Genomic DNA, 24,963 nt, shown 5'->3' with positions numbered 1-24,963 from the left:
AGCGTGCCCTTATGGAGCGCATGCGGGTGCGCCTGCTCAGCGTGGCAGGCGGCTTCGGCGTGCTGTTCGGCGCTGTCGGCCTCAAGCTCACGCTCGCCACCGTGCTGCATCCGATGGCGCCGGCGCCGCGCCAGATCGCCCCGCAGGTACCCAGGCTGCCGACCAACCCCGCCGATCCCAAGGGGCTGATGGCGGACGATCTCAGCCTGTCGCATGTCAGGCGCGCCACCGTCACCGACCGCAACGGCCAGATCCTGGCGATCTCGCTGCCGATGGCGGCCGTGTTCGCCAACCCGCTCGAGCTGATGGACCCGAAGGATGCCGCGCAGAAGCTGAAGGCGATCCTGCCGACGCTGGATGTCGACGATGTGGTCAGGCGGCTGTCCGGCAAGAAGCAGTTCGTCTACATCGCCCGCGAGATCCCGCCGGAGAAGGAGCTCGCGATCAACGACCTCGGCATTCCCGGCATCTATTTCGAGCCGGGCGAGAAGCGCCGCTATCCGCTCGGCCGCACCGCGGCGCAGATCATGGGCGCGGTCGATGTCGACGATCATGGCGTCGCCGGCGTGGAGCGCTATTTCGACCATCGCCTGACCAGCGACAGCAAGCCGCTGCGGCTCTCGCTCGATGTGCGCGTGCAGGCGGTGGTGCGCGACGAGCTGGCCGCCGCAAAGACCGAGTTCCAGGCGATCGGCGCCTGCGCCATCGTGATGGACGTGCGCACCGGCGAAGTCGTCGCCATGGTCAGCCTTCCCGACTACGACGCCAACCTGTTCAACCACGCCACCGACGACCAGCGCTTCAACCGCGCCGTCACCGGCATGTACGAGCCCGGCTCGACCTTCAAGCTGCAGACCGCCGCGATGGCGCTGCAGGACAACGTCGCCCACGTCTGGGACAGGTTCTCCACCATCCCGATCCATGTCGGCCGCTACACCATCTCCGACATGAAGACCGATCATTTCGCGCCCTGGCTGTCGATGCCGGAGGTGATGGCCTACTCCTCCAACCCGGCGGCGGCGCATATCGCCCTCGATGTCGGCGCGAAAAGGCAGCAGGACTGGCTGCGCGCCATGGGCTTCTTCGCGCGCGTGCCGATCGAGCTGCCCGAGGCCGGCCACCCGATCATTCCAAGCGTCGCGCGCTGGGGCCAGTCCACGGTGATGACGGTGGGCTTCGGCCATGGCGTCGCCGAGCCGCCGCTGGCCATCGTGCGCGGCACCGCGGCGGCGGCCAACGGCGGCGTGCTGGTGAAGCCGACGCTGATCGCCCGGCCGGAGCCCGCGGAGACCCAGGACGATCGCCAGGCCAGCACCCTGTTCAGCCCGGCCGGGGCGGCGACCCCCGCCGGCGGCTACCAGGACGTGTCGGCGCACCTTCCGCTGAGCGACGGTCCGGCCAGCCGCGACAATTCCGATGTCGTCGGTGGCGAGGCCGAGATCGTGCCGGAGGGTCCCAAGCTGCTCTCGGACGCCAACTCGCTGCTGCTGCGCAAGATGCTGCGCCTGGTGGTCACCAAGGGCATCGGCAAGAGCGCCGAGGTGCCCGGCTACTTCGTCGGCGGCAAGACCGGCACGGCGGAAAAGGTCGGCGCACGCGGCGGCTACCTGAAGCACGTCAACATCTCAGCCTTCACCGGCATCTTTCCGATGAACACCCCGCGCTATGCGGTCTACGTCATGCTCGACAGCCCGATGGCGACCAAGGCGACCCACGGCTGGACGACGGCCGCCTGGAATGCGGCGCCGACCGTGGCCAAGATCGTTGCCCGCATCGGACCGATGCTGAGCCTGTTCCCGGCCGCCGATACGGCGGCGATCGATGCCGCGCTCGACATTCCGATGCAGCCCGCCACCCCGTCCGGTGCCCGCGAACTCGGCCCGGGCAACGATCCCGGCGATCCGCACGACGAGGCCCGGTCGCGCCAGCACGTCGCCACGCGCCACGACGCCAAGCCCGACCTGGAGCGGCTGCGCCAGACCATCTCCTGGCGCGATGCGCATCCGGCGAGGCGCGATGCGTCGGATGGTTCGCTGAAGACGAGCCGCGATGCGTCGGGTTCGCTGAAGACGAGCCGCGATGCGTCGGATGGTTCGCTGAAGACGAGCCGCGATGCGTCTCGATGACCTGGCCGGCGGCGAGATCGGGCTGACGGTCCCGGCCGGCGCCGGCGACACCGAGATCACCGCACTCACCCTGGACAGCCGGCAGGTTCGCCCTGGCACCCTGTTCGTCGCGGTGCCCGGGCGCAGCAGCGACGGACGCCGCTTCGTTGCGGACGCCGTCGCCGCCGGCGCCGCCGCGGTGCTCGCCCCGACCGGCACGTCCTGGCCGGAAGGGGTGCCGCCGCGACCGCTGCTGCTGGACAGCGAGCCGCGCTACACCGTGGCGCTGCTGGCGGCGCGCCTTGCCGGACCACAGCCGGAGCGCATCGCCGCCATCACCGGCACCAACGGAAAGACCAGCACGGCGGAGTTCCTGCGCCAGCTCTGGACCCTGGACGGATCCTCCGCCGCCAGCCTCGGCACCCTCGGCCTGATCGCGCCGAAGGCAGCACCCGCCGGCGGCACCTCGATGACCACGCCGGACAGCATCGCGCTCGCCGGCATCCTGTCCAGGCTGCGCCGGGACGGTGTCGAAGCGGTGGCGCTCGAGGCGAGTTCGCATGGCCTCGACCAGTACCGGCTCGACGGCGTCGCGATCACCGCCGCCGGCTTCTCCAACCTGACCCGCGATCATCTCGACTATCACGGCACCCTGTCGGAATACCGCCGCGCCAAGCTCCGGCTGTTCGACACCCTGCTGCCGGAGGGTGGCCTTGCCGCGGTGAACGCCGACATGGATGCGCAGACGCTGGAGCGCGTCACCAGCATCGCCAGGACCCGGCGCCACCAGCTGCGACTGGTCGGCGAGCGCGGCACCACGATGCGCCTGCTGCGCACCACGCCGCAGGCCGGCGGGCAGAGGCTGGAGCTGGAGATCGGGGGGCGCCGGCACGAGGTCGCGTTGCCGCTGCCAGGCCGCACCCAGGCTGACAACGTGCTGCTCGCCACCGCCCTCGCCGATCCCGACGATGCCTCGCTGGAGCGCCTGCTGCAGCATCTGCCCGCCCTCGCCGGCGTGCGCGGCCGCATGGAGCTGGCCGCCACGCTGCCGAACGGGGCCGCGGCCTATGTCGACTACGCGCACACCCCGGACGCACTCGAGCGGCTGCTGCACGGCCTGCGTCCGCATGCCGCCGGCGGCCGTCTGGTGGTGGTGTTCGGCGCCGGTGGCGACCGCGACCGGGGCAAGCGGCCGATGATGGGCGAAGTGGCGCAGCGCCTGGCCGACGTCGCCATCGTCACCGACGACAATCCGCGCAGCGAGACGCCGGCCGCCATCCGGTCCGAGATCATGGCCGCCTGCGGCAACGGGGTGGAGGTCGGCGGACGCGAGCGGGCCATCTCGGCGGCGCTGCAGGTGCTGCGTCCCGGCGACGTGCTGGTGGTCGCCGGCAAGGGACACGAGCAGGGGCAGACCATCGGCGACGAGACGCTGCCGTTCGACGATCGCGAGGTCATCCGCCGGCTCGCGGGAACGCCCGGTCACGGCCCCAGGGCCGCACCATGATCGCGCTCTGGACCCGCGACACGCTGCAGCAGGCGACCGGCGGCGCGGCCCGCGGCCCGATCGAGGCCACGGGCGTCTCGATCGACACCCGCAGCCTGCAGCCGGGCGACCTGTTCGTGGCCCTGGTCGGAGACAGTTCAGATGGCCACGCGCATGTCGCCCAGGCGCTGCAGCGCGGCGCGGCGGGTGCGGTGGTGCACGGCAAAAGCGGCCTCCGCGACGATCCGCGCCTGCTTCATGTGGCAGACACCAGGATGGCGCTCACCGACCTTGGCCGCTACGCCCGCGCCCGCTTCCGGGGCGAGGTGGTGGCGATCACCGGCAGCGTCGGCAAGACCACCACCAAGGAGATGCTGCGGACGGCGCTCTCGGCTCTCGGACCGACCCATGCGGCGAGCGGGTCGCACAACAACCACTGGGGCGTGCCGCTGACCCTGGCGCGGCTCGATCCGTCGGCATCGTTCTGCATCGCCGAGATCGGGATGAACCACCCGGGCGAGATCGCGCCGCTGGCCGCCCTGGTGCGCCCGGACGTCGCGGTCATCACCACCATCGCCGCCAGCCATATCGGTCACATGGGCAGCCTGGACGCCATCGCCGTCGAGAAGGGCGCGCTGGTCGAGGCGCTGCGTCCTGGCGGGGTCGCGGTGCTGCCGGCCGGCGCCACCGGGATCGAGCGTATCGCCAGCCGTGCCGAGGCGGCCGGCATCCGCGTGCTGCGTTTCGGCGAGGGTGCCGCGATCGGCCTGCACGACCTGCTACTTCAAGCGAACGACACCGACTATGTTGCTGATCTTGAGGGACAACGACTGTCCGTTCACCTGGCGGCACCGGGCCGGCACATGGCGATGAACGCACTCGCCTGCCTGGCCGCCGTGCATGCGCTGGGTGGCGACGTGGCGCGGGCCGCCGAAGCCCTGTCCGGCTTCAGGCCCGGCGACGGCCGCGGTGCCGTGCGGGCCCTGCCGGTGGGTGCGTCGTTGCTTGACGAAAGCTACAACGCTTCAGGCGCGTCGGTCCGGGCGGCGCTGGAAGTATTGTCGCGGTTTCCCACAGGTCGACGCGTGGCAGTCCTCGGCGACATGCTCGAACTCGGTGATTTTGCTACTTCCGAGCATCTGTCGTTGCTGCCGCACGTACGCGAATCGGCCGACATCGTCTATTGCTGCGGCGAGATGATGAGCAGGCTCTTCAACCAGTTGCCGCCCGCACTACGGGGCGCTTCGGCGGCGGATGCCGCCGCGCTGGCGCCGCTCGTAGCCGGCGCGATCCGGCCCGGCGACGTCGTCCTGGTCAAGGGCAGCTACGGCAGCCGCATGCGCGAAATCGTCGCCGCCCTCCTCGCGGCATCACCCGTCTCCGATAGCCCCACTTCCAGAAGCAGGGGCGATGCGCGCTGATGCTGTACAACCTGGCCCGCCCGTTCGCCGAGCAGTTCGCGCTGTTCAACCTGTTCCGCTACATCACCTTCCGCTCGGGCGCCGCCTGCCTGACCGCCTTGTTCCTGGCCCTCTGGCTCGGCCCTCGCGTGATTGCCCGGCTGCGCCAGGTGCAGCGCGGCGGCCAGCCGATCCGCGCCCTCGGGCCGGAGCGGCACATCCTGGAAAAGGCCGGCACCCCCACCATGGGCGGGGTGCTGATCCTGCTGTCGCTGTTCGTGTCCACCCTGCTGTGGGCGGATCTCTCCAACCGCTTCGTCTGGGCGGTGCTGGCAATCACCGGGGCGTTCGGCGCGGTCGGCTTCGCGGACGACTACCTCAAGCTGTCGCGGCGCAACACCAAGGGCGTGTCCAAGCGGGTGCGGCTCGGCTGCGAGTTCGCCGCCTCGCTAATTGGCGGCTGGTGGCTGAACAGCCTGATGCCGGCGCCGCTGGAAGGCACCGTGGCGTTCCCGTTCGTCAAGGAGCTGCTGCTGCCGCTCGGCTATGCCTTTCCGATCTTCGCGATGCTGGTGATCACCGGTTTCGGCAACGCGGTGAACTTCACCGACGGGCTGGACGGGCTGGCCATCGTGCCGGTGGTGATCGCCGCCCTGGTGTTCGCGCTGATCTCCTACCTGGTCGGCAACCGCATCTTCGCCGACTACCTGCAGCTCCATCCGGTGCCGGGCGCAGGAGAACTCGGCGTGTTCTGCGCCGCTCTGATCGGCGCCGGGCTCGGCTTCCTGTGGTTCAATGCGCCGCCGGCGGAAGTCTTCATGGGCGACACCGGCTCGCTGGCGCTGGGCGCGGCGCTGGGAGCCGTGGCGGTCGCGGTGAAACACGAGCTCGTCCTGTGCATCGTCGGCGGCCTGTTCGTGGTCGAGACGCTCTCGGTCATCATCCAGGTGTTCTGGTACAAGCGCACCAAGCGGCGCGTGTTCCTGATGGCGCCGCTGCACCATCATTTCGAGAAGAAGGGCTGGCAGGAGCCGAAGATCGTCATCCGCTTCTGGATCGTGTCCATCATGCTCGGCCTTGCCGGGCTGGCGACGCTGAAGATCCGATGAGCGGCATCGATCCGCGGACGCGCGCCTTCCCGGGGGACCTGTTCGCCGGCCGCCGGTATGCGGTACTCGGCCTCGGCCGCAACGGCGCCGCCGCCGCCCACGCGCTTGCCGGCATGGGCGCCGGGGTGATCGCCTGGGACGACCGCGAGGCCGCGCGCGACGCGTTGGCCGATGCGCCCACCACCGTGCGCCTGGCGCCGATCGACAGCCTGGACGGCATCGACGCGCTGGTGCTCTCCCCGGGCATTCCCCACCGACTGCCGGTGCCGCATCCGGTCGCGGCGAGGGCGCTGCTCGAAGGCATTCCGGTGCTGTCCGACGCCGAACTGCTGTTCGAGGCGGTGCGGGCGACCGGCAGCCGCGCCCGCTTCGCCGGCATCACCGGCACCAACGGCAAGTCCACCACCACCGCCCTGCTCGCCCACCTCCTCGCCGAGGCCGGCATTCCGGTCGCCGCCGGAGGCAATCTCGGCCCGGCCGCGCTCTCCCTGCCGCTGCTGCCGGATCGTGGCGTCTACGTGCTCGAGATGTCGAGCTACATGCTGGAGCGGCTCGCAACCCTGCGCTTCGATGCGGCGGCCTTGCTCAACCTTGCGCCGGACCATCTCGACCGGCATGGCGACCTTGCGGCCTACGGTGCGGTCAAGCTCGGCATCTTCGACCGCCAGGAGGAGGGCGACCTCGCCGTGCTCGGCCTCGACGACACCTGGTCGGCAGGACAGCAGGAGCATCTGCAGGACGGTCCGGCGGTGCTGGTCACCATCTCCGGCGAGGACGGCCTGCCGGCGCCCGCCCCCGCGCTGCCCGGCGCACACAATGCCCAGAACGCCCGCGCTGCCGTCGCCATGGCGCGACATCTCGGCGTGCCGGAAGCCGCGATCGCGCCGGCGCTGGCCAGCTTCCCCGGCCTCGCGCACCGCCAGCGCTTCGTGGCCGCCATCGACGCCATCGATTTCATCGACGACAGCAAGGCGACCAATGCCGACGCCGCCGCGCGGGCGCTCGCCTGCTACGACCGGCTGGTCTGGATTGCCGGCGGTGTTGCCAAGGCCGGTGGCATCGACGAGCTGGCGCCGTACTTCCCGCGCATCGCCGAGGCACTGCTGATCGGACGCGACGCACCGATGCTGGCGGCCACGCTGTCCGCGCACGGCGTGCGCCACCGCATCGTTGGCACCCTGGACAATGCCGTGCCGGCTGCCCTGGACGCCGCCCGGACGCACGCAGCACCGGTGGTGCTGCTATCGCCGGCCTGCGCCAGCTTCGACCAGTTCCCGGATTTCGAGGCACGCGGGCGGCAGTTCGCGTCCCTCGTGCAGGGCGCCTCCACCCTGGCGACGCCCGGTCCCGAGACGCCCGGTCCCGCGGCAGGTCCCGGGACGCCGGCCATCAGGATGGGGAGTGCCGCCTGATGCGCAGCCTGTCGCGGATCGACAACTCCTTGTTCGGGCGCTGGTGGCTGACCGTGGATCGCTGGACGCTTGGCTGCGTCGGCCTGCTGATCGGCTTCGGCTACGTGCTGATGCTGGCGGCGAGCCCGGCGGTCGCCGCCCGCATCGGCGCATCGCGCGACATGTTCATCCTCAAGCAGGTGATCTTCCTGGCCATTGCCGGCGGCGTCGTGATGGCGGTGTCGATGCTGCCGCCGAAGGGTGTGCGCCGGTTGTCGCTGCTGGGTTGCCTGATCGCCATCGCCGCCACCGCGCTCACCCTGGTGCACGGCATCGAGATCAAGGGCGCGCGCCGCTGGATCGCGCTGCCGATGATGTCGGTGCAGCCCAGCGAATTCCTCAAGCCCTGCTTCGCGGTGGTGACCGCCTGGCTGCTCACCGAGCGCCGCCGGCTGCGGCATTTCCCCGGCATGCTGGTCGCCTTCGGGGTGTTCGGCGTCATCCTGTTCCTGCTGAAGTCGCAGCCGGACATCGGCATGCTCACCGTCATCACCACGGTGTTCATGGCGCAGCTGTTCATCGACGGGCTGAACATGTTCTTCGTCGGCGTTGGCGTGAGTTCGATGGTGGCCGCCTTCGTCGGCGCCTACTTCGTGTTCCCGCACGTCCGCTCGCGGGTCGAGCGCTTCCTGCATCCCAATGTCGGCGACCACTACCAGATCGACACCGCGCTGCAGGCATTCGGCAACGGCGGCCTGCTCGGTCGCGGCCCTGGCGAGGGTCGCGTCAAGGATCTGCTGCCCGACGCGCACGCCGACTTTGTGTTCGCCGTCGCCGGCGAGGAGTTCGGGCTGCTGGTCTGCCTGTTCATCATAGGCGTGTTCTGCTTCATGGTGATCCGCACGCTGCTCAAGCTGCTGTCCGAGGACGACCCGTTCATCGTGCTGGCCTCCTGCGGGCTGGTCACCGGCTTCGGGCTGCAGGCCTTCGTCAACATGGGCTCGACGCTGCACCTGATCCCGACCAAGGGCATGACGTTGCCGTTCATCTCCTATGGCGGCTCGTCGGCGCTGTCGGTGGCGCTCACCATCGGCATGGTGCTGGCGCTGACCCGCCGGCGACCCCGTGTGCGGGTCCTGCAAGGCAACGGCCGCCGCGCGACGGTTCCGCAAGGCCGCACCACGTGACCGGCGCGATCGTCATCGCCGCCGGCGGCACCGGCGGACACTTCTTCCCAGCCGAGGCGCTGGGCGCCGAGCTGCTGTCGCGCGGCCACCGCCTGGTCCTGATGACCGACCGGCGCGGCGGCCAGCGCGAGACCGGCGTGTTCGCGCGCGGTCCGCAGCATGTGCTGCCGGGGGCGGGCATCGCCGGGCGCGGCATCGCCGCCCGTGCCCGCAACCTTGCCGCGATAGGCACCGGCGTGCTGGAAGCGCGCCGCCTGCTGTCACGCATCGACGCCGCTGCGGTAGTCGGCTTCGGCGGCTACCCGTCGGTGCCGCCGCTGGTGGCCGCGCGCTCGCTCGGCCGGCGGCGTCCGGCGGTGGTGCTGCACGAGGGCAACGCGGTGCTCGGCCTTGCCAACGCGCAGCTCGCCCGCTTCGCCGATGCGGTGGCGACCAGCTATCCGGACACCGCCCGGCTGCCGATGGGCGCCGAGGTGACCGTCACCGGCATGCCGGTGCGCCCCGACATCGCCGCCCTCGCCGGCCGGCCCTACGAGGCGCCCGGCGAGATCATCAACCTGCTGATCTGGGGTGGCTCGCTCGGCGCCAAAGTGTTCTCCGACATCATGCCGGACGTGCTGCAGCGCTTCGAACCAGGCCTGCGGGCGCGGCTGCGCATCACCCAGCAGGCGCGCGCCGAGGATGTCGAACGTGTGCGCGCCGCCTACGCGCAGGCCGGCATCCCGGCCGAGGTGGCGCCGTTCCTGTACGACATCCCGCGTCGGCTGGCGGAGGCGCACCTGGTGATCGGCCGCGCCGGCGGCTCCAGCGTCGCCGAGATCACCGTGGCCGGCCGCCCCGCCCTGCTGGTGCCGCTGCCGATCGCGGCCAGCGACGAGCAGACCGCGAACGCCACCGCCCTGGTCGCGGCAGGCGGCGGCTGGCTGGTGACGCAGCCGCATTTCAACAGCGTCGGGCTTTCAGCCCTGCTGCCGACGCTGCTGACCGACCCGCTGGCGCTGCCCAGCGCCGCCGCCGCGAGCGCCAGGCTGGGACGCCCGGATGCGGCGCGCCTGCTCGCGGATCTGGTCGAGAGCCGCTTGCGCCGGAAGGCGACCTCGGCCATCCCGCCCTCATCGGCACCGGAGACAAGAGCATGAGGGCGCTTCCGCTCAACATCGGCATGATCCACTTCGTGGGCATCGGCGGCATCGGCATGTCGGGCATCGCCGAGGTGCTGCACACGCTCGGCTATGCGGTGCAGGGCAGCGACATCGCCGAGAGCGCCAACGTGCTGCGCCTGCGCGCGTCCGGCATCCCGGTGCTGATCGGCCATGACGCCGCCAATCTCGGCAGCGCCCAGGTGGTGGTGATCTCGACCGCGGTGAAGCGCGACAATCCCGAGGTCGCCGCCGCCCGCGCGCGGCTGATCCCGGTGGTGCGCCGCGCCGAGATGCTGGCCGAGCTGATGCGGCTGCGCTGGTCGATCGCGGTCGGCGGCACCCACGGCAAGACCACCACCACCAGCCTGATCGCCGCCGTGCTGGAAGCCGCACGCCTCGATCCAACGGTGATCAACGGCGGCATCATCGAGGCGTATGGCACCAACACCCGCATGGGCGCCGGCGACTGGATGGTGGTCGAGGCCGACGAGAGCGACGGCTCGTTCCTGCGCCTGCCGGCGACCATCGCGGTGGTCACCAACATGGATCCCGAGCACCTGGACCACTGGGGCACCGCGGAGGCGATGCAGGCGGCGTACGACCAGTTCGTCTCCAACATTCCCTTCTACGGCTTCGCGGTGCTGTGCGTGGACCATCCGGCGGTGCAGCAGATGATCCCGCGGCTGTCCGACCACCGCATCATCACCTACGGCTTCAGCCCGCAGGCCGACGTGCGCGCGGAAAAGCTGGTGGCCGACAAGCGCGGCGCCACCTTCGAGGTCGCCGTCACCGACCGAGCCCGCCGTCGCAGCCGCCGGCTGGGGCCGTTCCGTCTGCCGATGCTGGGCAGCCACAACGTGTCGAACGCGCTTGCGGCCATCGCCGTCGCGGTCGAGATGGAGATCGACGACGGCACGTTGCGGTCCGCGTTCGCCGGCTTCAAGGGCGTCAAGCGCCGCTTCACCCGCACCGGGGAGGCCGGCGGCATCAGCATCGTCGACGACTACGGCCATCATCCGGTGGAGATCGCCGCGGTGCTGAAGGCGGCGCGCCAGGCCGGCGCCCGCGACGTGGTCGCCGTGGTGCAGCCGCATCGCTACTCGCGGCTGAGCGCGCTGTTCGAGGAGTTCTGCACCTGCATGAACGACGCCGGCACGGTGATCATCGCCGACGTCTATGCCGCCGGCGAGGCACCCCTCGAAGGCTACGACCGCGACGCGCTGGTCGACGGCCTGCGTGCGCGCGGCCATCGCAGCGTGGTGCCGCTGCCGGGTCCGGAGCATCTCGCCGAGATGGTGCACGCGATCGCGCGCCCCGGCGACTTCGTGATCTGCCTGGGAGCCGGCAACATCACCGCCTGGGCGCAGACCCTGCCCGCACAGCTGGCGGAGCTGCAGAAGCAGCGCGGCGGCCACGCCGCATGAACGCCGTGCGCCCCCAGGATCGCGGGTTCGACGCGCTGCTGCCGCCGTTGCGCGGCCGCGTCACGCCGAACGCGCCGCTCGGGGCGCAAAGCTGGTTCCGCGTCGGCGGACCGGCCGACGTCCTGGTGCGTCCCGACGACGCCGAGGACCTCGCGTCGTTCATGGCGGCGCTGCCACCCGAGCTGCCGGTGATGACCATCGGCGCGGCGTCGAACCTGATCATCCGCGACGGCGGCCTGCGCGGCATCGTGGTGAAGCTCGCGCGCGGCTTTTCCGACATCGTGGTCGAGGCGGACGGCATCGTCGCCGGAAGCGCCTGCCTCGACATGACGATCGCCGAACATGCCGCCTCGGCCGGTCTGCGCGGCCTCGAGTTCCTGGCCGGCATCCCGGGCTCGGTCGGCGGCGCGGTGGCGATGAATGCCGGCGCGTACGGCAGCGAGATCACCGACGTGCTCGACTGGGCCGAGATCGTCACCCATTCCGGCGAGTTGCTGCGCCTGCCGGTGCAGCAGCTCGGCTTCTCGTACCGGCACTCGGCGCTGCCGGACGGCGCCATCGTGGTGCGCGCCCGTTTCCGCGCCGAGGCCGCCGATCGCGCCCTGGTTGCCGCCCGCATCGCAGAGATCCGCGCCGCCCGGGAGGCGACCCAGCCGATCCGCGCGCGCACCGGAGGCTCGACCTTCCGCAATCCGGATCCCGGTGAAAGCGATCGCAAGGCCTGGGAGCTGATCGACCTCGCCGGCTGTCGCGGGCTGGCCCTGGGTGGCGCGCAGGTCAGCGAGAAGCACTGCAACTTCCTGCTCAACACCGGCAACGCCGCCGCCGCCGATCTCGAGGCGCTCGGCGAGCAGGTGCGCGAGCGGGTCCGCGCGACGTCCGGCGTGGAGCTCGCCTGGGAGATCAAGCGCATCGGGGTGCCGGCATGAGCGGGCTCCGTCGTCGCAAGGTTTGCGTGCTGATGGGCGGCCTGTCCGCCGAGCGCGCGGTCAGCCTGTCGAGCGGCGCGCAGGTGCTGCGGGCGCTGAACGAGAGCGGCTACGACGCCCGCGGCATCGATGCCGGCCCCGACCTGCGCGCCCTGCTCGCTGACCTCGATGCCGACCGCCCGGACGTGGTGTTCAATGCGCTGCACGGCCGCTTCGGCGAGGACGGCGCGATCCAGGGGGTGCTCGACTGGATCGGCATTCCCTATACCCATTCCGGCATACGCGCCTCGGCGGTCGCGATGGACAAGCATGCCGCGCGCGCGGCGTTCGTCGCTGCCGGGCTGCCGGTGGCCGCCGGCGGCCTGGTCCCGGTCGCGGACCTCGCAGGCGCCGACCCGCTGCCGCTGCCCTACGTCATCAAGCCGGTGAACGAGGGCTCCTCGGTCGGCGTCGAGATCATCCGCGCCGGCTCGAACACCCGCGCCGCCATCGCCGCCGCCTGGAGCTACGGGCCGAACGCGCTGGTCGAGGAATTCATCCCCGGCCGCGAATTGACGGTGGCGGTGGTCGGCGACCGCGCCCTCACCGTGACCGACATCACCCCCAACCCGTCGATGAGCCACGGCTTCTACGACTACGACGCGAAATATGCGGCCGGCGGCTCGCAGCACCAGCTGCCGGCGTCGATCCATCCGGAAGCCTTCGCGCAGGCGCTCGGGATCGCGCTCGCCGCCCATCGCGCGCTGGGCTGCAGCGGCGCCTCGCGCACCGACTTCCGCTACGACGACACCCGGTCCGGCGACACGGCACCCGGCCGGCTGGTGATCCTCGAGGTCAACACCCAGCCCGGCCTGACGCCGACCTCGCTGCTGCCCGAACAGGCGGCATTCTGCGGCATGGATTTCGGCGCCCTATGCGCCTGGATGGTGGAGCACGCCGCATGCCGGGCGTGAGGCGGATCCGCACGAGCGGCTACGGTGGCGCGAGCGCCATGGACCGGCCGTCGCGCCTGCTGATCTTCGCGCGCCGCCAGCGTCGGCTGGTGAAGCCGGCGCTGGCCGGCATCGTGCTGATGGCTGCCGGCGGGTTCGCGCTGCATGTCGACCACGCCATGCGCAGCGAGCAGAGTTTCGCGCCGATGCGCGCCGAACTGGGACGCGTCAGCGGCCTGCCCGTCGTCGAGATCATCGTCCAGGGCCGCAACATGCAGCCGGAAGCATCGGTGCTGGAAGCGCTCGGAGTCACCCGCGGCGACCCGCTGCTCGGCTTCTCGATCGAGCAGGCCCGTCGGCGCATCGACCGGCTCGCCTTCGTCGAGCACGCGACCGTCGAGCGCCGCCTGCCCGGCACCGTGCTGGTGCGGCTCACCGAGCGTCGCCCCTTCGCGGTCTGGCAGAACCAGGGCCGCTTCGTGCTGATCGACCGCAACGGCCAGGTGGTGGCGCAGCAGGGCATGAACGGCAAGGACGCCGAGGCTTTCGCGCAGCTGCCGCTGGTGGTCGGCGCCGGTGCTCCCGCCGCCGCCGCCGCCCTGGTCGACGCGCTGGACACCCAGCCGACGGTGCGCAGCCAGGTAGTGGCGGCGGTCCGGGTCGGCCAGCGACGCTGGAACCTGACGCTGCGCAGCGGTGCGGACGTGCTGCTGCCGGAAGGCGAGGAAGTGCCGGCGCTGGCCCGGCTGGCCCAGCTCGAGGACCACATGCAGCTGCTCGAGCGGCCGCTGGTGAATATCGATCTCCGGCTGCCGGACCGGCTGCAGCTGCGCATGCGTCCGCAGCCGGCGCCGGATGCCGCCGACTCAGGTCGGCCGCCGCTCGATCATGAGCAGTTGCCGGGCAGCGGCGTGGGCAAGGACAGTCCGTCCCACATCGCCCCGGAGGGCTCCGCCCCGACCAGGAGGCCGGCATGAACGAACTCACGCGTCCCCCGGAGCCACAGGATCCCGAGCGGCAGGCTGCCGGCAACCGGTTTCCTGTGCACGTTCCGCAACCCGAGCCGCCTGCCCCGGAGCCGGCTCCGCGCAAGCGCACTACCCGACGGACCCGCAAGGCGCTGCAGAGGAAGGCCGAGGACGCCGCGCAGTCGACGCCGGCCCGTACGCTGGCGATTGCCGACGGCAGCGGCGGCCAGCGCGCCCTGGCCCTTTCGCCGCCCGACCAGCGTCGCCGCCGCGAGTGGCAGCCGGGCGTGTTCGGGGTGCTCGATATCGGCACCAGCAAGGTCACCTGCCTGATCGGCCGCGGCGAGCCGGACGGCACGTTGCGCGTCATGGGCTGCGGCTGGCAGCGCAGCCGGGGCGTGCGGCTCGGCGGCATCACCGACCTCAAGGAAGCCGAGCGCGCCATACGCGCCGCCGTCGGCCAGGCCGAGGAGGCCGCGGACCACCATCTGCGCAGCGTCACCGTCAGCCTGACCTGCGGCCAGCCGGAGAGCCGGCTGTTCAACGTGCGCTGGCCGGTCGGCGGCCGCATCGTCGGAGACGCCGATATCCGCCGCATCGTCACAGAGGGCCGTCATCGCGCGAATACCGACGGGCGCGAGATCATCCATGCCCTGCCGCTCGACTTCGCGGTCGACGAAGTCACCGGCGTCGAGGATCCGCGCGGCCATCATTGCGAGCAGCTCGCCGCCCGGCTGCATGTCATCGATGCCAGCTCGATGTCGCTGCGCAACCTCACCGCGGTGATCGCGCGCTGCGACCTCGGCATCACCGAGCTGGTGGCGGCACCGTTCGCGTCCGGCCTGTCGGTGCTGGTGGACGACGAGCGCGAACTCGGTTGCACGGTGATCGACATGGGCGGCGGCACCACGCAGATGGCGGTGTTCGCCGACAACCAGCTGCTGCACACCGCGCAGTTGCCGGTCGGCGGGCTGCACGTCACCAAGGACATCGCCCAGGTGCTGTCGACGCCGCTGGGCAGCGCCGAGCGGCTGAAGGTGGTGTTCGGCAATGCCGAGCCCAGCAGCGAGGACGAGCGCGAGATCCTGCAGGTGCAGCAGGTCGGCGTCGACGAGCACAGCTTCATCCGGATGCCGCGCTCGCGCGTGGTGTCGGTGATCCGTCCGCGCCTGGAGGAGACCTTCGAGCTGCTGCGGGACCGGCTCGACAATGCCGGCCTAGGCCGTGCCGCCGCCGAGCGTGTGGTGTTGACCGGCGGCGCCAGCCAGCTCGACGGCGTGCAGCGGCTGGCGACCCGGGTGCTGAACCGCAAGGTCAGGCTGGGCGCGCCGACCGGCCTGCGCGGCCTGCCGGCGGATGCCAACGGTCCCGGCTTCGCCACCGCCAGCGGCCTGCTGGCATACGCCGCCGGCGGTGGGCGAACGCTGCACGATCTCGACCTCAGCGAGCCGCGGCCGACCGGGCTGCTGCGCCGCCTCGTCGACCTGCTTCGCGAGCACGTCTGAGATGACCCTCGCAGAGACCCTTCGCGAGCGTGCCTGGATCAATCGACGATGTCGGCTTTCGCAATCGTCAAGAACAAACCGAATCGGATGACCCGAGACGGATGCCTGCCTACAGTGACCCACCAGGGTCTAACCCAGGAAACCCCTAGGGTCCTCAAGCCCGGAGCGACGCCTTCATGACCCTCAACCTGACCTTGCCGCAGCAGACCTACTCGGACTTCACGCCACGCATCACGGTGATCGGCGTCGGCGGCGGCGGCACCAATGCCGTCGACAACATGATTGCGCTGCAGTTGCAGGGGGTCGAGTTCGTGGTGGCGAACACCGACGCCCAGCAGCTCACCCACAGCCGCGCCGACCGCCGCATCCAGCTCGGGCCGCACCTGACCCAGGGCCTCGGCGCCGGCGCCAAGCCCGAGATCGGCCGCGCCGCCGCCGAGGAGGCCGCCGACGAGCTCGCCCGCCACATGGACGGCGCGCACATGGTGTTCATCACCGCCGGCATGGGCGGCGGCACCGGCACCGGGGCGGCACCGGTGATCGCCCGCATGGCGCGCGAGCGCGGCATCCTGACGGTGGGCGTGGTGACCAAGCCGTTCACCTTCGAGGGCGTGCGCCGGAGCAAGGCGGCCGAGACCGGCATCTCCGAGCTGCAGCAGTTCGTCGACACGCTGATCGTCATCCCGAACCAGAACCTCTTCCGGCTGGCCAACGAGCGCACCGGCTGGAAGGAGGCCTTCAAGATGGCCGACCACGTCCTCTACATGGGCGTGCGCGGCGTCACCGACCTGATGGTGGCGCCCGGGCTGGTCAACCTCGACTTCGCCGATATCCGCACCGTCATGGCCGAGATGGGCAAGGCGATGATGGGGACCGGCGAGAGCGACGGCGAGAACCGCGCGATCCGTGCCGCAGAGGCCGCGATCTCCAATCCGCTGCTCGAGGACACCTCGATGGCGGGCGCGCGCGGCCTGCTGATCAACATCACCGGCGGCGACGACATGACGCTGTTCGAGGTGGACCAGGCGGCCAACCGCATCCGCGAGGAAGTCGCCGAGGATGCCAACATCATCTTCGGCTCGGCGATCGACGAGAGCCTGACCGGGCGTATCCGCGTCTCGGTGGTGGCGACCGGCATCGACACCCCGGTGGCGCAGGCCGACCGGCCGCGCATGGCCGAGGCGGCGCAGGTCAGCCAGCCGATCCCGTATCCGACGCCGGGTGCACATCCGCTCGGCGGCACCGCGCCGTCCTACGGCGGTTCGCGTTTCGGCGGTCCGGCGCGCAAGGCGGTGCCGGCGACCGGTCCGATCGGCGCCCCGGTGCTGACCCAGCAGCCACGCCACGCCGCGGGTGGCCAAGGCCACGCCAACAGCGACAACTGGTCGCAGTTCGCCCATGCGGCGGAAGCGCCGGCGCCGACGCCCAACTACGCGGCGCCGAACGCCTCCACCACCGGCTACTCCAGCGCCCCGTCGCAGCCAGGTCAGCGCGACGACCAGGACTACGTGCAGGCGCCGTCGCCGAGCGCGCTGCCGCACCAGCTGCCGGCGTCCGGAACCGTGGCCGGCGTCGGTGCACGTCCCGCCTCACCCCGTTCGGGCCTGTTCTCGGAGCCGCCGCGCGGCCATTCCGAGCCGATGCCGGCACCGGCTCCGAGCCGCAGCCTGTTCGGCATCGTCACCGGCGCGCTGCGTCGCGGCGCTGCCGGTCCGGTCCCTGGCGTGCCGCCGCAGATGACGCATGACGGCCGCCGCGCCGAGCCTCAGCTGGGAGACCAGCAGTACCGGGAGGCCGGGCCGCGCGAGGAGTACGACGCACGTGACGGCTCGGATCAGCGGGACCATCGCGATGTCCGGGAGACCAGGTCCGAGGCGCCGACCGCGACGGTGCGTCCGGTCGCCGCCGAGGAGGCCGGGCTGGATATTCCGGCATTCCTGCGGCGCCAGTCCTGACCACCGCCGCCTGATCACCGTCGCCTCGACCACGGCGGTTTGAAGCGAGTTGTGGCCGGCCCGGGGAAACCCTGGCCGGCCGCTTCGTTTTTGACACAAAAAGCGTGCGCGATGAGCCACTTAGCGCGAAATACTCGGCAATAATCGTTGACTGGCGATTGGGGGGTGGGCCGTCTAGACCTACGCTCAACGATATCCGTCCCGGCGCAGTGGCACGTGGGACCGATGCACGGGGACGAGGTAAATCCATGGATGGTCTGGCCACGCTGGAGAGCCTGCACGGTGCGGGTGGTGGCGACAGCATGGACAGCGCCCTCCAGGATCCGACCACCGATGCGCTGCTGGAGCAGTCCGCGTTCCCGTCCCTGGCCTCCGACATGCCGGTGCGTTTCGGCCGGGTCCGACAGCATACGCTGCGCAACCCGATCTCATGCGTCGGCGTCGGCCTGCATACCGGCCGCACCATCCGCCTGACCCTGCGTCCCGCGCCGGCCGATACCGGCATCGTCTTCGTACGCAACGACCTGGGCATCGAGATCCCGGCCCGGCACGACCTCGTGGTCGATACGCGGCTGAGCACGGTGATCGCCAGCCGCGAGCATCCCGAGGCGCGCATCGCCACCGTCGAGCACGTCATGGCGGCCTTGGCCGGTTGCATGATCGACAACGCCGTCGTCGAGGTCGATGGCCCGGAAGTGCCGATCCTCGACGGATCGGCGGCGCCGTTCGTGTTCCTGCTGGATTGCGCCGGCCGGCAGGAGCAGCAGGGCTCGCGCGGCATGATCGAGGTGCTGAAGCGCGTCCGCGTCGAAGCCGGCGAGTCTTTCGCCGAACTGCGTCCGGCAACCCGGCCCTGCCTGTCGCTGGCGCTCTCGATCGCCTTCCCGGCGCGGGCGATCGGCCGCCAGGCCTACAGCATGGCGCTGACCGAGCGGGCCTTCCGCGCCGAGGTCGCCGACTGCCGCACCTTCACCATGCTCGGCGAGATCGAGGCGCTGCGCGCCGCCGGACTGGCGCGAGGCGGCTCGCTCGACAACGCGGTGGTCGTGGACGATGCCCGCGTGGTCAACCCGGCCGGCCTGCGTCGTCGCGACGAGTTCGTCCGGCACAAGGTTCTGGACGCGGTGGGCGATCTCGCCCTTGCCGGCCAGGCAATCCGCGGCGCCTTCATCGGCCATCGATCAGGTCATGCGCTGAACAACCGCCTGCTGCATGCCCTCCTGTCGGACCAGTCCGCCTGGCGGATCAGCGGGCGCGGCGTGGTGCCGGACAGCATCGCGGCCTGACCCGGGGCGGCCTGACGCGGGGCAGCCTGACGCGGGGCGGCCTGAAGCCGGGCCACCCACTCTTCACCCTCGGACGCCGCGTGATATAAGGCGGCCCCTTTCGGAAGAGCTGGCATGCGCAACCCCCGACCCTTGACCACGCTCACCACCGGGATGGCGCCAGTCACTTGCCTGGCGTTGCTGCTCGCCGGATGCTCGACGCTCGACGCCATCAACCCGTTCAGCAGCTCGAAATCCGACCAGCAGCCGGTCGTCCGCGCCGACCAGGGCCCGGAGACGCTCTACAACAACGGCATCGACGCACTGCATACCGGCCGCTACCGGCTGGCGCAGGCGCAGTTCGAGGCGATCCAGCAGAACTACCCGTACTCCGCGTGGACCTCGAACGCGCAGCTGATGGAAGGCTACGCCTACTACCTGCAGAACAGCTATCCGGACGCGGTGTCGCAGCTCGACCGCTTCCTGCAGCTGCATCCGACCAGCAAGGACGCCGCGTACGCCTACTACCTGCGGGCGCTGTGCTACTACGAGCAGATCGCCGACGTCAGCCGGGACCAGCAGGGCACCGTCGAGGCGATGTCGGCGCTGAACGAGGTCGCGACCCGCTTCCCCGACAGCGCCTACGCCCGTGACGCCAGGCTGAAGATCGACCTCTGCCGCGACCATATCGCCGGCAAGGAGATGCTGGTCGGCCGCTACTACGAGAGCCAGCACTACTACGAAGCGGCGATCAACCGCTACCAGCGCGTGGTGCAGGACTTCCAGACCACCAACCACACCGCGGAGGCGTTGTCCCGCCTGGTCGAACTGTACCTCAAGCTCGGCCTGACCGACCAGGCCCGCCGCACCGCCAGCGTGCTCGGCTACAACTACCCGGGCAGCCCGTGGTACCAAACCAGCTATCGCGAGCTGCGGTCGGCGAAGGCGCTGGATCCGCACATGCCCGAGCCCGGCACCAGCGGCCCGGTCCCGGCCGCCGCAGTCCCGACGGCTCATCCGGGCTTCCTTGGCCGCGCCTGGAACTCCGTGTTCTAGCCAGCCGCAGCCGGCACCCCCATGCTGACCCTGCTCTCGATCCGCGACGTAGTGCTCATCGAGAAGCTCGACCTCGCCCTGCAGCCGGGACTCACCGTGCTCACCGGCGAGACCGGCGCCGGCAAGTCGATCCTGCTGGACAGCCTGGGGCTGGCGCTGGGCGAACGTTCCGCCGCCTCGCTGGTGCGCTCCGGCTCGTCGCAGGCCAGCGTCACCGCCTGTTTCGAGATCGGTCCGGATCACCCGCTGCATGCGCTGCTGAACGAGCAGGGCATGGTGCCGGAGCCGGGCGAGCCGGTGGTGCTGCGCCGGATCGTCACCATGGACGGCCGCTCACGCGCCTACATCAACGACCAGCCGGTGGGCGTCGGCCTGCTGCGGCGCGCCGCCGCTTTGCTGATCGAGATTCAGGGCCAGCACGAGCAGATGGGACTTGCCGATCCCGGCACCCATCTCGACCTGCTCGACGCCTACGGCACGCCACCGAAGCTGCGCGAGGCGGTGGCGCGGCACTACCGGGTCTGGATCGAGACCACGGCGTCGCTCGCCGCCGCCCGCGCCAGGCTCGAAGAGGCCGCCCGCGAGGAGGACTGGCTGCGCAATGCGGTGCAGGACCTGACCGCCCTGGCGCCGCAGGAAGACGAGGAGGCGGCGCTCGCCGGCACCAGGCAGGCGCTGCAGCAGAACGAGCGGCGCGGCGAGGCGATCGCCGCAGCCCTGGCCGAGATCACTCCGCGCGACCGCCGCAACCAGGGTCCGGCGGCGGCTCTGCGCAATGCCAGCCGGGCGCTGCAGCGGCTGCTGCCCTCGCCCTCCGATCCGCCGCCCGGCGAGGCCGACCCCGCCTCCCCGCAGGCACGCACGCAGGCGGCGCTGGCGGCGCTCGACCATGCCGAGGAGGCGCTGGCCGAGGCGGAGACCCTGCTCGACCGGCTGGCCAGCGATTCCGAAGCCGACCCGCGCCTGCTGGAGCAGACCGAGGAGCGGCTGTTCGCCCTGCGTGCGGCGGCGCGCAAGCACGGCATCGCCGTGGTCGAGCTGCCGGTGCTGCTGGCCGAGCTGCAGTCCCGGCTGGCCTCGCTGGAGGACGGCAACGCCCAGCTCGGCGCGCTGGAACAGGCGGTGACCGCGGCGCGTATCGCCTACGAGAACGCCTGCGCCAGCCTGTCCACTGCGCGAACCGCCTCCGCGCGCCGCCTGGAAACGGCGCTCACCGCCGAGCTGCGTCCACTGCGCCTCGAGCGCGCCCGCTTCTCGATCGCGCTGCCGAAGCTGGCGCCGGAAGCCTGGAACCTGCGTGGCGCCGAGCAGGCAAGCTTCCTGATTGCGGCCAATCCCGGCCAGGACCCGGGCCCGCTGGCGAAGGTCGCGTCAGGCGGCGAGCTGTCGCGGCTAATGCTGGCGATGAAGGTGGTGCTGGCCGGCCGCTCGGCGGTGCCGACGCTGATCTTCGACGAGGTGGATTCCGGCGTCGGCGGCGCCACCGCGGCGGCGATCGGCGACCGGCTGGCGGCGATTGCCCAGGACGTGCAGGTGCTGGTGGTGACGCACAGCCCGCAGGTGGCGGCGCGCGGCGACGCCCATCTGCGCATCAGCAAGCATGTTGCGCGCGACCGCACCGAGACCCGCGCCGAGCCGCTCGACGGCCGCGCCCGCCGCGAGGAGATCGCCCGCATGCTGGCCGGCGAGACCATCACCGAGGCCGCCCGCGCCGCCGCCGACAGCCTGCTGGGGGCGGCGTGACCGCCGCGGACCGCAGCACGGCGAACCGTCCCACCGCGGAGGTCGCGCCGGAGGCGCTGACCGAGATCGAGGCGGCCGCCGAACTCGAACGCCTGGCGGGCGCGATCGCCGGGCACGACCGCGCCTACCATGGCGGCGACGCACCGGGCATCGACGATGCCGGCTACGACGCGCTGCGCCGGCGCAACGATGCCATCGAGCGGCTGCATCCGGCGCTGGTGCGCGCCGACAGTCCGTCCGCCCGCATCGGCGCGGCGCCGGATCCCGGCTTCGCCAAGCACGCGCACCTGGTGCCGATGCTGTCGCTGGACAACGTGTTCGACCGCGCCGACTTCGATGCCTTCATCGCCCGCGCCCGCCGCTTCCTCGGGCTGGCCGAGGCGCCGCTCGCGCTGGTCGCGGAACCCAAGATCGACGGGCTCTCGATCAGCCTCACCTACGAGGACGGCCACCTGGTGCACGCCGCCACCCGCGGCGACGGCGCCACCGGCGAGGACGTCACCACCAACGTCCGCACCATGAAGGCCGTCCCGGCCCGGCTGCGCGGCGGTGGGCCAAAGCTGATCGAGATACGCGGCGAGGTGTTCCTGGCGAAGGCGGACTTCCTGGCGCTCAACGAGGCGCAGTCGGCGGCCGGCCAGCGCCTGTTCGCCAATCCGCGCAACGCCGCCGCCGGCTCGCTGCGGCAGATGGACGCGCGCATCACCGCGTCGCGCCCGCTCTCGTTGTTCGCCTACGCGCAGGGTCGCTCAAGCAATCCGGTCGCCGCCACGCACTGGAGCTACCTCAGGCAGCTCGAGTCCTGGGGTTTCGCGGTCAACCCGCTGTCGGAGCGGCTGGACGATGCCGCGGCGGCGGAGGCGTTCCAGGACCGCATGGCGCGCGAGCGTTCCGGCCTCGGCTACGATATCGACGGCGTGGTCTACAAGATCGACGATCTGGCGCTGCAGGAACGCCTCGGCTTCGTCGGCCGCGCGCCACGCTGGGCCACCGCCTGGAAATTCGCCGCCGAGCAGGCGATCACCCGGCTGCTCGACATACGCATCCAGGTCGGCCGCACCGGCGCGCTGACGCCGGTCGCGGTGCTGGAGCCGGTCAATGTCGGCGGCGTGCTGGTGACGCGCGCCACCCTGCACAACGAGGACGAGATCGCCCGCAAGGACGTGCGTCCGGGCGACCGCGTGCAGCTGCAGCGTGCCGGCGACGTGATCCCGCAGATCCTCGGCGTGGTTCCGCCCGTTGCAGACGGGGTGACGGGCGGGGCGGCAGGCGGGGCGGTAGACGGCGATCCGCCACGCGGGCCGGCATACGAATTCCCGCAGACCTGCCCGGCGTGCGGCAGCCGCGCCGAACGACCTGCCGGCGAGGTGGTGCGGCGCTGCACCGGTGGCCTGGTCTGCCCGGCGCAGGCAGTGGAACGGCTGATCCATCTCGCGTCCCGCAACGCCTTCGACATCGATGGGCTAGGGGCGCGCACCATCGAGGAATTCCACGCCGACGGGCTGATCGCGCGTCCGGCCGACATCTTCCGTCTCGGCGACCACGAGCCGGCGATCGCCGCGCGCGAAGGCTGGGGGCCGGTCTCCGCGTCGAACCTGATGCGCGCCATCGAGGCCCGCCGCACCATCCCGCTGGCCCGCTTCATCTTCGGGCTCGGCATAAGGCGGATCGGCGAAACCAACGCCCGGCTGCTGGCGCGTCACTATGGCAGCTATGCCGAGTGGCGCACGCAGATGCAGGAAGCGACCATGGTCGGATCGGATGCCCGGCTGGCGCTCGGCTCGATCACCGGCGTCGGCAGCAGCATCGCCGACGAGCTGGCGACATTCTTCAACGAGCCGCACAACCGCGACGGCGTCGACGAACTCGCAGGCCTGTTGACCATCGAGGATTCGGCGACGGCTTTTGCAGGCACCGGTGCATCGGCGGGCGCCCTCGCCGGCAAGACCATCGTGTTCACCGGCACGCTCACCAGCATGACACGCCCCGAGGCGCGCGCAATGGCGGAGCGCATGGGGGCCAAGGTCACCGACAGCGTCTCGAAGAAGACCGATCTCGTGGTGCTCGGCGCCGAGGCCGGTTCGAAGGCCAGGAAGGCGGTCGAACTCGGTATCGTGACGCTGGACGAAGCCGGCTGGCGCGAATTGGCGGGATTACCCGCTGAACCATAAAGGATAGGCAGCCTCGCAGCCGATGTTTTGGGATTGTAATATTCTCGGCGTGTAGCTATTTTGAGCAGTCGACGAATTTCGCGAGTGGCCTTAACCACTCCAACCAGATCAGTTCGTCGTCCCGATCCAGCCCGCTTCTCGCAACATGTGTCGCGACCTCGCGTCCCGGGCCTGATCGCCGACATGCGTGTGCTCCGCCGAAACAATCCCATGCAGGAGAGCGTCCATGGCCAAAGGACAGAAGCGCGGCAACCGCGAGACCAAGAAGCCGAAGGCCACCAAGGTCGCGGTCGCCCCGCCCTCGACCTTCATCCAGAGCAAGGCGGTGCGTCCGCTCCCGTCCAAGAGCGCCGGCAAGTAAAGGACCGCACGCATGGCAGCCCGCAGCGTCACCAAGCCGCTCGACCCGGACCTGGTCTGGTTCCAGGTCAGGAACGGCATCCACCTGATCACCTGCAACGTGTCGGACGAGGCACTGGAGGCGGTATCGAGCCTCGAGGCCGAATCCAGCATGAGCCTCCGGCGACGTTCGTTCGACCGCTTCCGCATGTTGATCGAGGCTGCCGCGAGGCTGAAGCTGACCTCGATGCCGGCAGACTTCAGCGGCCGCCTCGTGCTGTCCAGCCGTGACTTGCGGCTGGTGCCGCCGGCCGCGGGCGTGCCGGTCTATGGCAGCCTCGGCAGGCGTGCGCCGGATCCGGCAGTCGCCGCCTGAACCTTCCGGTCAGCCGCCTGAACCTTTTGGTCAGAAAGCGCACACAAGCGTAAGGCCACCGATCATCGTGATCGCGCCGACGATCCGCCAGATATTGGCCGAGTGGACCGAGAAGCCCAGCAGGCCGTAATGGTCGAGCAGGATCGATGTCACGATGGTCGAGGTCACCACCAGGCCATTGAACGCCGCCCCGCCGAGCCTGCCCGCGAACAGCAGGGTGGTGATCACCGGCACCGCGGCGATCACCGTGCCCACCCAGGCCCACCAGGGGGTGCCGGCGATACTGGCCAGCGACGGCAGGCTCTCCCTGCTGATAAGCACGCCGGGCAGGATGGCGATCCCGGATACCGCGCAGACGAAAACCGCGGCCCACCACGGCCGCGACATGCTGGTGGTGAGCTGGGCGTTGGTCCCGGAATGGATGGCGTTCAGCACGCCGGCCAGCACCGGGAACGCATAGAGCGCGATCTGCATGGACCG

Annotated in this window: 20 protein-coding genes; 19 read left to right on the top strand and 1 reads right to left on the bottom strand. The window is 71.0% G+C overall.

The genetic code is table 11. The annotated features are described in order from the left end of the window. Positions 1-20 precede the first annotated feature (20 nt). From FE263_RS09055 to FE263_RS08970, 19 genes are all read left to right on the top strand, one after another. Positions 21-2,126, top strand: a complete 2,106-nt coding sequence (locus FE263_RS09055; protein WP_408886176.1) for a peptidoglycan D,D-transpeptidase FtsI family protein — start codon at positions 21-23, stop codon at positions 2,124-2,126. After that, a complete protein-coding gene (locus tag FE263_RS09050; protein ID WP_138325593.1) occupies positions 2,113-3,612 on the top strand; it encodes a UDP-N-acetylmuramoyl-L-alanyl-D-glutamate--2,6-diaminopimelate ligase in 1,500 nt (499 codons plus the stop codon). The genes FE263_RS09055 and FE263_RS09050 overlap by 14 nt, the downstream gene beginning before the upstream one ends. Then, positions 3,609-5,012: a UDP-N-acetylmuramoyl-tripeptide--D-alanyl-D-alanine ligase gene (locus tag FE263_RS09045; RefSeq protein WP_138325592.1), complete on the top strand. Its 1,404-nt coding sequence runs from the start codon at positions 3,609-3,611 to the stop codon at positions 5,010-5,012. Before FE263_RS09050 ends, FE263_RS09045 begins: the two co-directional genes overlap by 4 nt. Next, the gene (gene mraY, locus FE263_RS09040; protein ID WP_138325591.1) at positions 5,012-6,100 is read left to right on the top strand and encodes a phospho-N-acetylmuramoyl-pentapeptide-transferase; all 1,089 of its coding nucleotides are present in this window, start codon (positions 5,012-5,014) and stop codon (positions 6,098-6,100) included. Before FE263_RS09045 ends, mraY begins: the two co-directional genes overlap by 1 nt. Continuing rightward, on the top strand, positions 6,097-7,512 hold the full coding sequence (gene murD, locus FE263_RS09035; RefSeq protein ID WP_138325590.1) for a UDP-N-acetylmuramoyl-L-alanine--D-glutamate ligase: 1,416 nt from the start codon (positions 6,097-6,099) through the stop codon (positions 7,510-7,512). Before mraY ends, murD begins: the two co-directional genes overlap by 4 nt. After that, the gene (locus tag FE263_RS09030) at positions 7,512-8,678 is read left to right on the top strand and encodes an FtsW/RodA/SpoVE family cell cycle protein (RefSeq protein ID WP_138325589.1); all 1,167 of its coding nucleotides are present in this window, start codon (positions 7,512-7,514) and stop codon (positions 8,676-8,678) included. Before murD ends, FE263_RS09030 begins: the two co-directional genes overlap by 1 nt. Further along, positions 8,675-9,817 (top strand): UDP-N-acetylglucosamine--N-acetylmuramyl-(pentapeptide) pyrophosphoryl-undecaprenol N-acetylglucosamine transferase, encoded by a 1,143-nt coding sequence (locus FE263_RS09025; protein ID WP_138325588.1) that lies wholly within the window; start codon positions 8,675-8,677, stop codon positions 9,815-9,817. The genes FE263_RS09030 and FE263_RS09025 overlap by 4 nt, the downstream gene beginning before the upstream one ends. Then, positions 9,814-11,244 carry a UDP-N-acetylmuramate--L-alanine ligase gene (gene murC / locus FE263_RS09020; protein WP_138325587.1) on the top strand — a complete coding sequence of 477 codons (1,431 nt, stop codon included), beginning with the start codon at positions 9,814-9,816 and terminating at the stop codon, positions 11,242-11,244. Before FE263_RS09025 ends, murC begins: the two co-directional genes overlap by 4 nt. Further along, on the top strand, positions 11,241-12,173 hold the full coding sequence (gene murB / locus FE263_RS09015; RefSeq protein ID WP_138325586.1) for a UDP-N-acetylmuramate dehydrogenase: 933 nt from the start codon (positions 11,241-11,243) through the stop codon (positions 12,171-12,173). The genes murC and murB overlap by 4 nt, the downstream gene beginning before the upstream one ends. Continuing rightward, positions 12,170-13,126, top strand: coding sequence for a D-alanine--D-alanine ligase (locus tag FE263_RS09010; protein ID WP_138325585.1), 957 nt, complete (start codon positions 12,170-12,172; stop codon positions 13,124-13,126). The genes murB and FE263_RS09010 overlap by 4 nt, the downstream gene beginning before the upstream one ends. After that, the gene (locus FE263_RS09005; RefSeq protein WP_240759247.1) at positions 13,114-14,082 is read left to right on the top strand and encodes a cell division protein FtsQ/DivIB; all 969 of its coding nucleotides are present in this window, start codon (positions 13,114-13,116) and stop codon (positions 14,080-14,082) included. The genes FE263_RS09010 and FE263_RS09005 overlap by 13 nt, the downstream gene beginning before the upstream one ends. Continuing rightward, on the top strand, positions 14,079-15,578 hold the full coding sequence (gene ftsA / locus FE263_RS09000; protein WP_138325584.1) for a cell division protein FtsA: 1,500 nt from the start codon (positions 14,079-14,081) through the stop codon (positions 15,576-15,578). Before FE263_RS09005 ends, ftsA begins: the two co-directional genes overlap by 4 nt. 176 nt (positions 15,579-15,754) lie before the next feature. After that, on the top strand, positions 15,755-17,533 hold the full coding sequence (ftsZ, locus tag FE263_RS08995) for a cell division protein FtsZ (RefSeq protein WP_138325583.1): 1,779 nt from the start codon (positions 15,755-15,757) through the stop codon (positions 17,531-17,533). Between the two features lie 302 nt (positions 17,534-17,835). Beyond that, positions 17,836-18,819, top strand: coding sequence for a UDP-3-O-acyl-N-acetylglucosamine deacetylase (gene lpxC, locus FE263_RS08990; protein ID WP_138325740.1), 984 nt, complete (start codon positions 17,836-17,838; stop codon positions 18,817-18,819). 114 nt (positions 18,820-18,933) lie between these two features. Then, on the top strand, positions 18,934-19,854 hold the full coding sequence (locus FE263_RS08985; protein WP_240759237.1) for an outer membrane protein assembly factor BamD: 921 nt from the start codon (positions 18,934-18,936) through the stop codon (positions 19,852-19,854). Positions 19,855-19,875: 21 nt separating this feature from the next. Next, positions 19,876-21,597, top strand: a complete 1,722-nt coding sequence (gene recN, locus FE263_RS08980; RefSeq protein ID WP_138325582.1) for a DNA repair protein RecN — start codon at positions 19,876-19,878, stop codon at positions 21,595-21,597. A gap of 56 nt (positions 21,598-21,653) precedes the next feature. Then, positions 21,654-23,768, top strand: a complete 2,115-nt coding sequence (gene ligA, locus FE263_RS08975; protein ID WP_138325738.1) for an NAD-dependent DNA ligase LigA — start codon at positions 21,654-21,656, stop codon at positions 23,766-23,768. Positions 23,769-23,994: 226 nt separating this feature from the next. After that, complete coding sequence (locus FE263_RS22795) at positions 23,995-24,129, top strand: hypothetical protein (protein ID WP_276611177.1); 135 nt, start codon at positions 23,995-23,997, stop codon at positions 24,127-24,129. 12 nt (positions 24,130-24,141) lie between these two features. Further along, the gene (locus tag FE263_RS08970) at positions 24,142-24,483 is read left to right on the top strand and encodes a DUF1488 family protein (protein ID WP_138325581.1); all 342 of its coding nucleotides are present in this window, start codon (positions 24,142-24,144) and stop codon (positions 24,481-24,483) included. 30 nt (positions 24,484-24,513) lie between these two features. Here FE263_RS08970 and FE263_RS08965 read toward each other — a convergent pair whose 3' ends face one another. After that, entirely contained in the window at positions 24,514-24,957 is a 444-nt protein-coding gene (locus tag FE263_RS08965; RefSeq protein WP_138325580.1) for a DMT family transporter, read from the bottom strand. Between the last annotated feature and the right edge of the window lie 6 nt (positions 24,958-24,963).

Origin of the sequence: Lichenicoccus roseus (genome assembly GCF_005844085.1) — a bacterium.
In the GTDB taxonomy this organism is placed as follows: domain Bacteria; phylum Pseudomonadota; class Alphaproteobacteria; order Acetobacterales; family Acetobacteraceae; genus Lichenicoccus; species Lichenicoccus roseus.
This window is presented reverse-complemented; position numbering and strand designations above follow the sequence as displayed.